The 14,563-nt window shown below is 71.6% G+C and carries 10 protein-coding genes; 1 reads left to right on the top strand and 9 read right to left on the bottom strand.

What is annotated here, in order from left to right:
- Positions 1–155 precede the first annotated feature (155 nt).
- The 9 genes from ACSNOD_RS02280 to ACSNOD_RS02240 all read right to left on the bottom strand — a co-directional run bounded on the left by ACSNOD_RS02280 (position 156) and on the right by ACSNOD_RS02240 (position 13,506).
- On the bottom strand, positions 156–2,087 hold the full coding sequence (locus tag ACSNOD_RS02280) for a condensation domain-containing protein (RefSeq protein WP_436764989.1): 1,932 nt from the start codon (positions 2,085–2,087) through the stop codon (positions 156–158).
- Between the two features lie 65 nt (positions 2,088–2,152).
- Positions 2,153–4,387 (bottom strand): YcaO-like family protein, encoded by a 2,235-nt coding sequence (locus ACSNOD_RS02275; RefSeq protein WP_436764988.1) that lies wholly within the window; start codon positions 4,385–4,387, stop codon positions 2,153–2,155.
- Between the two features lie 87 nt (positions 4,388–4,474).
- The gene (locus ACSNOD_RS02270) at positions 4,475–4,636 is read right to left on the bottom strand and encodes a hypothetical protein (RefSeq protein ID WP_436764987.1); all 162 of its coding nucleotides are present in this window, start codon (positions 4,634–4,636) and stop codon (positions 4,475–4,477) included.
- 147 nt (positions 4,637–4,783) lie between these two features.
- Positions 4,784–6,634, bottom strand: a complete 1,851-nt coding sequence (locus tag ACSNOD_RS02265; protein ID WP_436764986.1) for an IucA/IucC family protein — start codon at positions 6,632–6,634, stop codon at positions 4,784–4,786.
- A 54-nt stretch (positions 6,635–6,688) separates the two neighbouring features.
- Entirely contained in the window at positions 6,689–8,719 is a 2,031-nt protein-coding gene (locus ACSNOD_RS02260; RefSeq protein ID WP_436764985.1) for a condensation domain-containing protein, read from the bottom strand.
- A complete protein-coding gene (locus tag ACSNOD_RS02255; protein ID WP_436764984.1) occupies positions 8,716–9,960 on the bottom strand; it encodes a cytochrome P450 in 1,245 nt (414 codons plus the stop codon). The genes ACSNOD_RS02260 and ACSNOD_RS02255 overlap by 4 nt, the downstream gene beginning before the upstream one ends.
- 436 nt (positions 9,961–10,396) lie before the next feature.
- The gene (locus tag ACSNOD_RS02250) at positions 10,397–11,842 is read right to left on the bottom strand and encodes a glyceraldehyde-3-phosphate dehydrogenase (protein ID WP_436764983.1); all 1,446 of its coding nucleotides are present in this window, start codon (positions 11,840–11,842) and stop codon (positions 10,397–10,399) included.
- Positions 11,843–12,071: 229 nt separating this feature from the next.
- A complete protein-coding gene (locus ACSNOD_RS02245) occupies positions 12,072–12,269 on the bottom strand; it encodes a DUF5708 family protein (RefSeq protein ID WP_436764982.1) in 198 nt (65 codons plus the stop codon).
- Positions 12,270–12,378: 109 nt separating this feature from the next.
- Positions 12,379–13,506 carry a GlxA family transcriptional regulator gene (locus tag ACSNOD_RS02240; RefSeq protein ID WP_436764981.1) on the bottom strand — a complete coding sequence of 376 codons (1,128 nt, stop codon included), beginning with the start codon at positions 13,504–13,506 and terminating at the stop codon, positions 12,379–12,381.
- 98 nt (positions 13,507–13,604) lie between these two features.
- Here ACSNOD_RS02240 and ACSNOD_RS02235 point away from each other — a divergent pair, with 98 nt between their 5' ends.
- Positions 13,605–14,333, top strand: a complete 729-nt coding sequence (locus tag ACSNOD_RS02235; protein WP_436764980.1) for an HD domain-containing protein — start codon at positions 13,605–13,607, stop codon at positions 14,331–14,333.
- The last annotated feature ends 230 nt before the right edge of the window (positions 14,334–14,563 follow it).

Below are 14,563 nucleotides of genomic sequence, written 5' to 3'. Positions count from 1 at the left end.
AGTGACACCCCTATGTGAATTCGGAAGGAGAGCGGCTACGCCTTATCGATCACACAATCGCCAGGTGGCAAAGGACGCGACCGCCGCGCCGAAACGGTGATACGGAACCGGGGGAATTCCGGCCCGGCGGCGCGGCGGAGCGCGGACGACGATCTTCAGCCGGTCGGCACGGCGGTCGAGCCGCGCAGGAGCCCGGCTATCTCGCGCAGCGAGGAGGGGCCGAGCACGGCCTTGGCGGGGGCGCCGGTCCAGCCCCGGGCCGCCAGGGCGAAATGCACGCGAATGAGGTCCTCGGCGCGTCCGCCCTGTTCGACATAGCTCCGGTCGAAATCGAGGTCGATATGGCCGCAGACGTGCGCGAGCACATCGCGAAGGGCCCGTTCCGCCTCACTTCCGACGAGAGCGGACTCGGCGGACGTGTGCGAGAACACCTCGTGGCGCCGGTACACGGCCTCATCGCCATTCGGCCGCCGCAGGACGAAGCGGTCGGGAACCTGCAAACCCGGGTGCCGCAACATGTCCCGCACGGCCCGGCCCAGGCCGGCCAGGCAGGACGCCGGGGAATCCGTGGCCGCGTATGCCGTGAGCTCCAGGGACCGGTCGTCGACCGCGCACGTCACCGTGCCCTTTCCGAGACGCCGGGCCAGGAATTCCTCGATGGCCGGCACATCGGCCCAGCGGTCGTCGCTCAGCCGGGTCCAGTGCGGCTTTCTGGGCCACTCGGGGGCGGCGACGCGCGCGCACAGCCGGTCGAGGGGCACGTCGGGGTCGGCCGCCGCGGACCGGACGATCCGCTCCACGGCCCCCAACACCCGGCGGTGGTCCTCGGCCGACATCAGGCTCGCCCGCGCGGCGAGCGACACCGTGGCGACGTCACCGAGCCCGTGCACCCGCGCGAACAGCAGTGCCGGATCGTGGCGCTCGGTCCACCGCACCTCGGCGGGGGCGAAGGAGTCGCCCGCCGGGAGGGACCGCGGCACGGCGCCGCGGGGGTCGCCGGCGATGTCCTTGAAGTTGTAGATCAGCGGAGCGTCGAGGTTCGTCCCCCGTTCGACAGCGCTCAGCAGTTCGACCTCCAGCAGCCGGTCCGCGTCGCAGACGCTGTGCCGAACGCCGAGCAGCATGTCGCGGGAGACGGTCGCCGCGTAGTCGGCGAACGACTGCCCCTCCCGGCTCCAGGACTGCACCAGGGTGAAGTCCATGAAACACCCCAGCGTCCCGGGGTCCAGGCCCCGGGGGCGGTTGTTGACGATGGTCTCCCAGCGCCAGCGGCGCAGGCCGCTCCATGAGGTCAGCGCGAGGTTGAACGCCGCCAGCAGCAGGCTGGGCAGGGACAGCCCGAGCCGCTGGCGCAGCACGGGAAGGGCGGTGGCCAGGGCCGAGGACTCGATCCAGCCGAGCCGCTGCAGATCCTGCCCCTCCTCTCGCTCGTACGGCAGCACGACACCGGGCATCCGCGGCAGGGTGGCGCGCCAGTGCCGCAGGGCCATGGCGCCACGGCGCTCGGCCCGGTCCCCGGGGTCGGGCCGAAGCCCTTCCCCGGGGCCCCCGGGGCCCCCGAGGGCCCCGGGGAGCGCCGGGCCGCCGAGAACCCCGGGGAGCGTCACCGGAGCGGTCAGCGCCGTCGTCAACTCCGCTGTCAGCCGGGCGAGACCTTCCCGGTCGATCGCGACATGGTGCACCACCAGGCACAGCTGGCGGAGCCGGCCGGAGACCGTGAGCGCGATGACGCGTACGGGCCATTCGGCGGACAGGTCCACCGGCCTGTGGACCAGTTCCGCGGCCGCGCCCACGAGGTCGTTCTGCTCCTCGGCCACCCGGTCGACCTCGGCCCGGTGGAGGGGCGGCGGGCCGGCCCCGTCGATCAACTGCAGGTACCGGCCGTCCTCCGCCACCACGAACCGGGTGCGCAGCGTGTCGTGCCGGGAGACGACGTGCTCCACGGCGGCGCCCACCTCGGCGTACGACATGCCGTCCGGGACGGCGACGAACTGGACGAGGTGCATGAAGGAACGCCGTGACAACGGCGTGTTCAGGTACTCCAGCCAGAAGCGGAACTGACGCTGGGTGAGCGGCGCCTGGGCCACCACGGACGTCGTACGACGGGGGGCGTGCCCCGGGGGGTCGGGATGCGTTGTCACGGGTCGCCGGCCTAGGCGTGCGGCATGGGGAAGGTGTTCAGCTCGTGTTCCTCGGCGACGGTGTCCCGCCATCCGAGCCGCGCCGCTTCTCCTGCGATCACGCCCTTGCCCCACAGCGGGAACGCCGCCGCGTAATTGTTGACCAGGCCCGGCACCAGGACGCGGACGACGCTCAGGTCGCTGTGCCGGACGTCGGGGGTGGTGAGGTCCACCGCGAGGATTTCGAGCCCCTGGCCCTCGACCAGCCGGCGATAGCTCGCCAGCGTGCGGTCGGGCAGGTCGGACAGACCCTCGATCCCGCGTTCGCCGTGGCCCCGCAGGACGGCGGCGGTCCGCTCCCTGGCACGGGGGTCGCAGCAGAGCTGCAACTGCGACTCCAGGTCGCCGACGTCCCGGAAGTCGCCGCGGAAGGAGTCGAGGTAACGGCGGTCCGCGCGCCAGGGCTTGAGGTAACCGAGCTTGCCGTCGCGCCGCCGGACGTCGAACGCCGCGTGCAGCTCCGTCCAGTACGCGCCGTCCTCCTGCAGCAGGTCCACGGCCCACAGCATGTTCGACAGCGCCTCGCCCCACGCCTTCAGCGCGCAGAGCTCGGCGTCCTCGCGCAGCGCGAAGCCGACGGTGGTCAGTTGGCGCTCGGGGTCGTCGACCACTCCGGCGATCACGGGGAGGCCGAAACGGTTCTCCACGTGCAGCAGCCAGCCGGTCAGCCGGCTGTCGCCTCCCGAGACGTCGCGCCACGCGGACTTCAGCCGCGGGGTGGGCTTGATCCTCGGCAGTTTGCTCTGGTGGGCCCACCACGCCATGGCCGCGTGCCGTTCGAGTACTTCTTCGAGCCCGCCGCGGATCGCCTCCTCCATGGAGACCCCCGCGGCCAGCCCCGCGTAGAGGGTGGGGTGCAGCGGCGGCTCGGCTTCCGTCGGCCCCAGGTTGTAGTTCCCCCACGCCATGCCCGCGGGCACCCACACGTCGTCGCCGCGCGTGACCGACCGGCCCAGCACCCAGCGGACGGCGAGGTCGGGGCGGAACGGGACGAAGGGGAAGCCGGGTGTGGCGTACTGCTCCTCGGAGTAGAGCACCACCGACTCGGGGTCCAGGACCCTTTCGGGGCGCCGCGTCATCTCCTCGTAGGTGGCCGTCACGGTGCGGTCGAGCCGCAGCCAGTTGCCGGAGTACCGCTCGACGGACTCGGCCACGGACGCCGCCTCCACCTGGGCGCGGTCCCCCGAGAGGACGCTGCAACCGGCGATCGTGTTCACGCCCCACTCGACGCCCAGCCTGCGGACATCGCTCACGCGCGCCACCACGGTGGTCAAGGAGTCGGGCATCTCCGGCAGCAGTGGCACCTGGCCGAGTTCGGCGACCAGCCCGGTCACCGGGTCGACCAGCCGCGCGGGCCCCCGTACGACGTCGTTGCGGTACGGCGCGTCCTCGCGGTACGGCATCGGCAGCACCGGGTGGGGCCGCAGGACGGAGGCGGCGAGGTCGACCTCCACCTCGTTGCCGAACACCGGGGACGCGGCCCCGGAACGGATCTGGGAGACGGTCCGGGAAACCGCCGCGCCCAGCCACATGAGGTCCGCCTCGCCGGGGACCAGCTCGCCCAGCAGCGGCTGAGTCCACAGGGCCCGGGTGACATCGGCGTCGATCGCGGCGGCCACGCGCCGGTCGAGCACGTCCCGGTAGACCGGGGTCGCCCCCGGCCGCACCGCGGGGCCCAGCCACACGGTGGTCCCGTCGAGCACCACGGGGAGCCAGGTGATCCCGGCCGCCCCGGCCACCGCGTCGTCCAGCGTCCGCAGCAGCTCCACGTCCCGGTGCCGATGGACCGTCACCAGTACGGTCCCCAGGCCCAGTTCGGCAACCGTCTCGGGCCGCGTCTCGCCGTCCAGCCACGTGGGACTGCCGTGCGCCGTCGCGGTGATGACTCCTCGCTCCCGCCACAGCGCCAGCACCTCACCCGCACCCGCGACGACGACCGACCCAGTGGCGGCCGGGTCCTCGCGCGAGGCTTCGCCCGCTCGGCTCAACACCTCGACCACGGAACGGAATTCGGGCGGCATATCGGTCGCCGACATGACCTCGTCCACGGTCCGGGAACCGTCGCACAGCGCCAATGCGGAGGCGAGGCGCTCCGGGTCGAGACTCACCTCGAACATCTCGCCATTGCGCGTGCGGACCAGGGACTCCGTGTCCCGCAGCTTGTGCACTTCGAGCTGCGGGAGCACCAAACGGGGCGACGTCACCATTTCTCCAGGACGTGATTGCGTGAAGCGACAGCACGGCGGGACGGCCAGTTCCCATGCCTGGCCGTCCCGCCGCGCCGGTTGTTTCGACTACTCCCAGTGGAAACGCGCGCCGGCCACGCTGTGATCGTGAGCGGGAAGCGTCGGCCGCCAAACCACCTGCGCCGACTTAATCACCTCACCACTCGTCATGTCGACCCTCTGCTTGTTGTTCTCCACCATGGAGTCGATCACACTGCCCTGCTGTTCCATGCGGCCTCCTTCTGGCGTCGGTTGCGAGTGCCCCACGATAGATCAACTTCCCGCGCCGGGCACTCTTCCACGGCATCCGCGCAGGTCGACGCGGTGCGATGGGCCTCCCTGCGGCCGGTGACATCGGAGGAGGCCCCGCAGCCCGTGTCAGGCCAGCGGGTTGGGGACCGTTCCATTGGGGCGCAGCGCGTGGCGGTACGCCCGGTCGACGTAGCGCGTGACGACCAGGCGGTCCGTGTTCTGGGGAAAGCGCGGGAATTCCGCGGCCAGCATGTCGAATTCCGCGAAACGGTCCTCCTTCTCGGGGTGGCGCTTGTGGTACGCGACCACCGCATCCCGCACCAGCCGCCAGAACAGGGGCTCCGGAACTCCCATGTGGTCGGCGGCCAGCGGCGCCAGATAGCGGAAGTGGCCGAGGAGCAACGCGTCCACGACATGCTGGCGAATGACCGTCGATGTCTTGCGGGGCAGGACGTGGTCATAGCTGTCCGGCTCCGGTCCGCGCTCGGCGATCCGGGTGTGCGACACCGATACGTCGTCCACGAAATCCTTCAGGAACAGCCGGCGGGGCACATCGCTTTCGTCGTAACCGATCAGGGCGTTCTGACCGTGCGGGTTGAAACTGATGCCGTAGGTGTACATCACGTGCAGCACCGGGTGGAGCACCGTCTCGAACAGGCGCCGCAACCAGTCCTGGGCCGGCAGGCCCGAGGCGCGGACGAGCTCGGCCACGAAGGGCGTGCCGTGTTCGTCGACGTGGAGGAGGGAGGCGAAGGTGCGCACCCGCTCGTTCTCGTCCTTGCGCGACGACACCGACTCGCGCCAGATGCACCCGAGCACCTCCAGGTGCTGGTACGGCGTCTCCGGGACGCCCGCCAGATAGGGGTGGCGGACGGTGACGGAGGCGACCTCGCCGAGAAGGACGGTGCGCAGCTCGTCACGGAGTACGGGGTCCTTGCCGAGCAGGCCGGCCAGCCACTGGGTGGTGACGGGCGCGCCCTGGGCGCAGTGCGGCGGTATCCCCCGCCAGACCAGGGTGTTCACGATTCTCAGGGGGAGCTTGACGTCGTACCGCTCGCGCACCGAGAGGTTCGCCATGGTGCGCACGGACTGCTGGGGCAGGTAGTCGTCCGCCGACTCCCCCAGGGGGATGATCCGGTTCTGCGCGACCTCGCCCGCGTACAGGACCTGGACGGCGCGGTCCCACTGCCACGGGTGCACGGGCATCCAGACGTACGCGTCCGGGTCGGCGCCCCTGCCCTCGATGACGGCGCGGAAGGCCGCCCTGGTCGCCGGCGCCAACTCGTGGTCGAGCACGGCGGCTTCGCTGAGCCGGGGGGTTCCGCGGAACTCGGCCAGGCCCCGGAGCACGGCGATCCACTGGAGTTTCACCCGCTGCCGCGCCTCGGGGGCGTAGGCGCGGACATCGGTGGCGGAGAAGCCGACCCGGCCCTTGTTGGCGACCTGCGTGGGGTGGCCCGTCATATGGCATTCCAGCTCGGCGTGGTCGAGCTCGCGCAGTTCTGCCGCCGTCGCCCCACCGTGTTCGATGCGCGCCGCGTCGACGGTGAGGGTGGCGGACAGCTCTGTGAGATAGATGCCGAGGGTCGGCGCGTCCGTGCCGATCGTGTCCGCGCAGTCGACGAGGAACTGTTGCGCGTCCCAGGCCGGGGTGGCGGTCTCGTCGCCGAGCAGGCCCGTCGCGCCACGCGTGATCGCGTCCTTGTCGACCCGCCAGCCGTCGAACGCCCCGCGCTCGGCGGCGAAGACATAGCAGACCCCGCTGTCCAGGTCGAGGCGGTAGCGGCCGTCCCCCAGTTCCGTGGGCTCGACCAGCCGCTCGAAGGCGAACTCCGCGAGGGCCTTGGCGAGCAGCCGGCGGTTGGCCTCGCGCCAGGACTCCGCGGAGATCTCGGAGAGTGCGGGGAGTCCTGGGAGTTGGGGGAGTTCGGGGGCGGGGTGGTCGTGCGGGGACGCGGGGGCGGTGGTGTCTGCCATGGAGTGGGTACCTCTCGGCGGGCTGCGGGACGGGAACGGACGGATGGCGGCCGGCTACCAGTGCACGGCGACACCGGCGTCGGTGTCGTCGCTTCCCGGTACGGGGGCGGGCACGGCCCTGGTCAGCCGCCGCGCCAGCGTGCGCACCGAGGCGCCGCTCATCAGGGCCTCGTAGGACAGACCGGCCCAGCCGTCCGTGGCGAGCAGATACCGGAGGGCCGGCAGCCGCTCGACCCTGCCGCCCTGTTCCAGGTAGCCGGCCCGGGGGTCGACCTCGGTCCACTGGTTCACCCGGGCCATGGCCTTCTCCAGGGCCGCTCGGGCTCCCGCGTGGCGCACTGCCGTGTCCTCGCTCTCCGCCGCTCCGGCCCCTTCCATGGGCCGGGTGTGCCGGACGACGATCCGGGACGGCAGGAGGACACCGGGGTGGGACAGCGCGAGGTGGTAGTGGTCGAGGAGGGCGTCGGCGTCCACGCCGGAGGAGGGCTCCACGTCGACCGTCACCGTGACGCCCGTAGCGCCCGTGACGCCCGCGGCCTCTGTGGCCTCCGCGGCGTCCGTGACGCCCGCGCCTGCGATGTCCAGGCTCGCCGAGCGCACCCCGGGGACGGCCAGCGCGACCGTCTCCATGGCCCGCTCGTCGAGGTGCCGGCCGTCCGCGAGCGCACGCCACTCCGGCCGCCTCGGCCAGCCGGCGTCCCGGTTCCGCGCGCGCACCCGGCGCAGATCGACCTCCCCGTCGGCCGCGAAGGCCACGATGATGTCCTCGATCCCGTACAACAGCCGGTCCGCGTCCGGCTCCGGCAGCAGGTCGTGGGTGTGCCAGAGCTCGACGTGCACCTCCTGGCGCACGGCGTCCAGGCGCACGATGAACCCGAGGTGCGGCAGGCTGCCCTCGACGGTCTCGGCGGACAGCCGGGAGGCGGAGCGCAGTTCCCCGATCCGCTCGGGCGCGGTGACGCGGATCGCGTCGCGCACGCCCCCGATCATGCAGTTGATGTTCACCTCGACGTGCTTGCCGGCGCCGCGGGCGATGGCGGCCGACCGCAGATCGGTCAGATGGTGGGCGAAGGAGTACTGAGCGTGCCGCTGGCCCCTGAGGACGCTGTGCGCCGCGGCCGGCAGGCTCGCGGAGAACTCCGTCTCCCCCCGGGGGTCCAGCAGCGCGTACCCCTTCTGCAGCCTGCACTCCAGCAGCAGCTTCCCCGGGGCCGGGGAGCCCTGGGCCACCGGCATCGACCAGGTGAGGGCGCTGTCGCAGTAGTCCGCCAGCAGAACGGTCGCCGCCGCCATGAGCGTGGTGCAGGGAGAGACCGCGCTCGTCTCGGCCGTCCACCGCAGCGCGGCGGCCAGCGCGGCGGAACGGAACTTGGCGATCCGGGTGTGCCCCTGCCGGGCGGTCTCGACCGAGAACCGGTGGTGGAAGGGGAAGGAACAGTCCGGTACGGCGTCGAACAGCTCCCGCCAGTAGCGCCGGGCGGCCTCCGCCCGCTTCGCCCCGCGCTCGGACCGCTCGTGACGGACGCGGTCCTGGAGGGTGCCCGCCGGTACGAGCCCGTGTTCGGGGTCCCGCCCTTCGGCCACGTTCGCCAGGACGCGGTCGATCTCCTCGGTCAGCTGCATGGCCGTCGTACGGTCGATGAAGAGGTGGTTGACGATGAGGCAGGCGTACGCCGGCCCCTCCGCGTCCGGGATCACATGGACCCGGAAGGACGGCGCGGCCAGCATGGTGGGGGGCGCGGAGCAGATCCTCTCCAGCACCTCGGGGAGCCGGTCGGCGTCGTGGAGGACATCCTCCACGACCAGCGGCAGGGGCGGTTCGGGGTGGACGTACTGCACGGGGTCCCAGTCGGCGGTCCAGCCGATGCGGCTTCGGAGCCCCTGGTGCCGGCGCATCAGGACCTCGAACGCCGCCGCCACGCCGTCCGGACCGCAGGCCCGGGGGATGCTCACCGTGCAGGCGATGTAGGACAGCGGGCGGCGCACGGGCGCCATGTCATTGCTGTACAGCCACAGATAGGAGAACTGGCTGTGCGACAGCGGCAGCACCGCCTCGTAACCCTGACCGTGATCCTCGGAACTCACGTCGTTCCTTCCCCCCGCTCTCCCCGCTGCCCGCACAGCACCGGAATCTCCTCCAGACCGCTGATGAGCGCCCGCCGCCAGACGAGGTCCTCCGCCGGCACGGCGAGTCGCATCTCGGGGAACGCCCGCGTCAGGGCCCCGAGCGCCTCCTGCAGCTCGATACGGGCCAGATGGGCCCCGAGGCAGAAGTGCGGGCCGTGGCCGAAGGCCATGTGCGGGTTGGGCGAGCGCCGAAGGTCCATCTCGTCCGGGCGGTCGAAGACACGGGGGTCGCGGTTGGCCACGCCGATCGCCGCGATGACCCCCTCGCCGGCCCGCACGCGCACCCCCGAGAGCTCGACGTCCTCGGTGGCCACGCGCATCTGTCCCGTCTCCGAGAGGCGGTGCAGCCGCAGGAGTTCCTCCACGGCCCCCGGAATGAGCTCCGGGTCCGCCACCAGTCGGGACCACTCCCCCGGTTCGCGGAGCAGCGACACGACGAAGGTGCCCAACTGGTTCGCGGTCGTCTCGAAGCCGGCGATGAGCAGATTGATGCCGAACGCGACCAGTTCCTCGTCGCTCAGATGGCCGTGCTCATCGCTGAGGGCGACCAGCCGTTCGAGGAGGTCCTCGGGTTCCCGCCCGGTACGCGGCACGGAGCGCTTGGCCGCGACGAGTCGGGCGATGTACGCCTCCAGTCGGTCGTAGGACTCGTCGACCGTGTCGGCCTGCTCGGGGGAGAGCGTGTAGACGCTGGAGGACCACGCGGCGAAGTCGTCCCGGTCCTCGTAGGGCACGCCGAGGATCTCGCAGATGACCCGGATGGGGAGGAGGTGGGAGAAGTGCCGCCGTACGTCGGCCGGGCTGCCGGCCGCGGCGAGCCCCTCGGCCAGTTCCACGGCCAGGCCCCGTATCCAGGGCCGCTTGCTCTCGATGTACCGGTGGCCGAACCCGGTCGTCACCAGCCTGCGCAGCCGAGTGTGTTCGGGCGCGTCCATGGTGGCCAGGGAGCCGGGGCGCGGCTTGGTGACGCCCGCTCGCGGCGCGCCCTGTTCGAGCAGCCGGGCACGCGAGAACCGCTTGTCGCTCAACACGGTGCGGACGTCGTCGTACCGGGTCGCGAGCCAGGCGTCATGACCGGAGACGGTGCGCACCCGCACGACCGGGCTGGTCCGTTGCAACTCTTCCCACAGGGGCGAGGGCTCGAATCGGAAGGACCCGGGAAGCGGGCAGGAGAGGGGCTCCGCGGTCTCGTCGTTCATGTCTGTTTCCTCCAGGGTGATGGCGATTCGGAGGACTGGCGACCATGGCCCGAATACGTGCCTCGGGCGGACGAGTTCGGTCGAGGTGCGGGGGTCGGAGGCATGGGCCGGCCCGCGGGGTCGGCGCCCCGTTACCGTCCACCGTCGCTCGTTGGCACAATTCTGGCTGGCCGGACGGAGATCGCACAGAGGGCGTTCCCGCGGCACCGGAGAGTCCTTCACGCGGCCGAGCGACAGCCCGGGTTGTCGATCATATGGTCGCGACGGCACGGTAGCACAGCGGATACGTGGGTGGATCGAGCGTGCGGGCGCGCACGGCGGGACGGTCCGGAGGGGCGGCCCGGCGAGGTGGCCCGGCGAGGTGGCCCGGCGAAAGCCGTCCGGCCCGGTGCCCGCGCGTGGGGGCACCGGACCGGACGGCGTGTCGCTCGGAGGGTCAGACCACCGGGGCCGGGTAGGTCGGGTACTCCACCCCGGAGACGTGCTGGACGACGCGGATGACCTGGCACGAGTAGCCGAACTCGTTGTCGTACCAGAGGTAGAGGATCGCGTTGTCGCCGTCGACCTTGGTGGCGCCGGCGTCGACGATCGAGGCGTGGCGCGAGCCGATGAAGTCGCTCGACACCGCGTCGGGGGCGCTGGTGAAGTCGATCTGACGCTTGAGCGGCGAGGTGAGCGACACATTGCGGAGGTAGTCGAGGACCTCCTCGCGGGTCGTCTCGCGCCCGAGCCGCAGGCTGAGGATCGCGATCGAGACGTCCGGCACCGGGACGCGGATCGAGCTGCCGGTGATCGGGGCCTTGAGGTCGGGCAGCGCCTTGGCGACGGCGGAGGCGGCGCCGGTCTCGGTGATGACCATGTTCAGCGGCGCCGAACGGCCGCGGCGGTCGGCCTTGTGGTAGTTGTCCAGCAGGTTCTGGTCGTTGGTGAACGAGTGGACGGTCTCCACGTGGCCGCGGAGGACGCCGTACTCGTCCGCCATCGCCTTCAGCGGCGGGACGATCGCGTTGGTGGTGCAGGACGCGCAGGACAGGATCTGCTCGTCCGGCTTGATCGTCTCGTGGTTGACCCCGTGCACGATGTTGGGGACGTCGCCCTTGCCCGGCGCGGTCAGCACGACCTTGTCGATGCCGGGGCGCAGGTGCTTCGACAGACCGGCGCGGTCGCGCCACTTGCCGGTGTTGTCGATGAGGATGGCGTCCTTGATGCCGTACGCCGTGTAGTCGACCTCGGACGGGTCGTTGGCGTAGATCACCTTGATCTCGTTGCCGTTGGCGACGATCGTGCCGGTCGCCTCGTCGACGGTGATCGTGCCCTGGAACTGGCCGTGGATGGAGTCGCGGCGCAGCAGCGAGGCCCGCTTGACGATGTCCTGCTCGCCGCCCCGGCGGACGACGATGGCGCGCAGCCGCAGGCCGTTGCCCGAGCCGGCCTTCTCGATGAGCAGGCGGGCGACGAGGCGGCCGATGCGGCCGAAGCCGTAGAGGACGACGTCGCGCGGCTCACGGCGCTCGATCTTGTTGGCGCCCGTGGCGCCGGCGACGGCCTCGGCGGTGAACTCGGCCACGGACAGACCGCGGTCGTCGGCCTTGTACGTCGCGGCGAGCATGCCGATGTCGATCTGGGACGGGCCGAGATCGAGGGTGGTGAGAGCCTGCAGGAAGGGCAGCGTCTCGGTGACCGAGAGCTCCTCACCGGCGATCTGCCGGGCGAATCGGTGGGTCTTCAGGATGCTGACCACCGACTTGTTCACCAGGGAGCGGCTGTGGAGCAGGACGGTGACGTCCCGCTCCCGGTGCAGCTTCCCGATCGTCGGGATCATCGACTCCGCGATCTCCTCGCGGTTCTTCCAGCTGGTGAACGAGTCCTCGTTGACAGTCACAAGTTTATCTTTCGAGCTAGGCGGCGCTCATATGCTAACCCCAGCGGTTTTGATCAACCAGGCGGGGCGGCCCCGGCGGGGCGCCGGCCCCGGTTCGGGTTCGGGCCGGGGTCCGGCCGGGGTTGGGCCGGGGGTCGGGCTCCGGTTCGGCGAGGCGTCCGGAATGGGGCGCAGTGCGTGATATGAGAGACCCGTTTTGCCCCGTTTGGTGCGCACCGATCCGCGTCGATCAGCTCTGCGCGCGGGCCCTTCGCGCCATCTCGTACAGGCCGACGATCACCAGGAAGCCACCGACGCACATCATCACCACCCCGACCTTGGGCAGCGTGAAGATCGGGATCTCGACGTCCTGGGTGTACAGCTTCAGGGCCAGCCCCACGAGGAAGGTCACGGCCCCTTCGGCCAGGTTCTTGACGGCGCGGCTCACGGTGGGCCCCTCTTCTCGGCGATGCGTCCGGCTGCCCACGAGCACCGGCTGCCTGCCGGCAGGCGTGCTCAAAGGTCGGTTTCATCGTAGGAACGGCGAGAAGGGCTGATCATCGGCCGCCCGAACGAGCCCGTACTACATCGTTCGATGGACCGCGGCGGGACTCGATCTCGTACCCCACCGGTCCACCGGGGGCCCGACCGCGCCGCGGCTCGGCCGGCTCGCCGGGGTGCCGCTGGCGGAACGCCGTGCGGTAGGCGTGCGGGGAGGTGCCGGTGTGGCGGGCGAAGTGGTGGCGCAGGGTGGTCGCCGAGCCGAACCCCGTGTGGTCGGCGATGTGCGCGATGGACAGATCCGTCGTCTCCAGGAGTTGCTGGGCGCGGTGGATGCGGGCGCGCAGCAGCCACTGCAGGGGCGTGGTGCCGGTCTGCGCGCGGAAGTGGCGGTTCAGGGTCCGGACGCTGGTCCTGGCGTGGCCGGCGATGTCGGCGAGGGTGAGGGGCTGGTGGAGGTGGCCTTCCATCCAGCGCAGCACGGGCTGCAGCGCGGCGGGGTCGGCCGGGGGCAGGGGCCGCTCGATGAACTGGGCCTGGCCGCCGTCCCGTTGGAGGGGCATGACGGTGCGGCGGGCGGTGGCGGCCGCGACGTCCGCGCCGAGGTCGCGGCGCACCAGGTGGAGACAGAGATCGAGGCCGGCGGCCACACCGGCCGAGGTGATCAGCTTGTCGTCGTGGTCGACGAACAGCACGGTGGGGTCGACCTCGATACGAGGGTGGCGACCGGCGAGTTCGTCGGCGAACTGCCAGTGGGTGGTGGCCCGCAGGCCGTCCAGCAGGCCGGTGGCGGCGAGGGTGAAGGCGCCGACGCACACCGAGGCCAGCCGCGCCCCGCGCTCCGCGGCGCGCCGCAGGGCGTCGACGACCGCGCGGGGCGGCTCGGCGAGGAAGCCCGTGTGGGCGGGGACGACGACGGTGGCGGCTCCGTCCAGGCCGTCGAGGTCGTAGGGGGTCTGCATCCGGAAGGCACCGTGCCAGGCGGAGGTGGCGGCGCTCCGGCCGGGAGCGCAGATCCGGACCTCGTAGGGCGGGGCGTCGACGGCGCGGGCAGCGGCGGCGTGGTCGGTCGCGTGATTGGCGGCGTGGTTGATCGCGTGGTTGGCGGCGCCGAACACCTGGCCCGGGATGGACAGCTCGAAGGGGAGGACACCGTCGAGCGCGAGAACAGCCACCACAGTCATGGCCAGAATTTAGCGCAGGTCGTCATTGTGGCCACTGGGCGGGGTGGGCGTGAGGTCACAGGATCGGAATGTCACCTGATCAACGAGGAGTTCTCGCCATGGCTGATGCCCCCACCGACACCGGCACCGACGCCGCCTCTTTCGACCGTTTCGCCTTTGTCAGCGGTCTCAGCGCTTTCAGCGGTTTCGACCTGCCACGCACGTCACTGACGACCGAGGCGCTGCGCTTCGCCGAGGAGGCGGAGCCGGCGGTGGTGTTCCGGCACAGCGTGCGCAGCTATCTCTTCGCCCGGGCGCTCGCGGACCGCCGCGGCGCGCAGGCCGGGGTGGACTACGACGACGAGCTGGTCTTCCTGGGCTGCGTCCTGCACGACCTGGGCCTGTCCGAGCTGGGCAACGGCGACCAGCGGTTCGAGGTGGACGGCGCCGACCTGGCGGCGCGCTTCCTGCGCGACCACGGCGCCGCCGAACAGGCGGTCACGGTGGTGTGGGACGCGATCGCCCTGCACACCTCGGACGGGATCGCCTCCCGCAAGGGCCCCGAGGTCGCCCTGGTCCAGGAGGGCATCGCCGCCGACGCCCTGGGCCGCGACAAGGAGCTCCTGCCCGAAGGATTCGCCGACCGCGTGCACGCCGCGTTCCCGCGCGAGAACCTCGCCTTCGCGATGACCGACCTGATCGTCCAGCAGGCACTGGCCAACCCCGCGAAGGCCGGCCCCCTCAGCTTCCCCGGCCAACTCCTCCGCCACCACCTCCCCGAGGGCACGCTCCCCGACTGGTACGACCTGATCACCAACGCGGGCTGGGGCGACCGGCCGGTGCGATGACCGTGGGGGCCGCCGGGGGCGGTGGGTGCGGCGGCGGGGTGGTGTTCACCAGGAACCGCGGGCATGCTGGCCCCGGCAGCGGAGCGGACACCGCATCGGCCCCGGGAGCATCAGCGTGCGTGCATCGGCAGCGGACGAGGACAGACCCGACGGAGCACCGCGTACGGATCGGGGCCGCGGCGGGCCCGGCGGTGGAGCCGACCCCCGCGGTGGAGGTGACCCCGGCGGTG

The sequence above is a fragment of the Streptomyces sp. URMC 123 genome (assembly GCF_051386515.1).
In the GTDB taxonomy this organism is placed as follows: domain Bacteria; phylum Actinomycetota; class Actinomycetes; order Streptomycetales; family Streptomycetaceae; genus Streptomyces.
The sequence above is the reverse complement of the archived record's forward strand: the minus strand, read 5'-3'. Positions and strand labels throughout refer to the sequence as shown.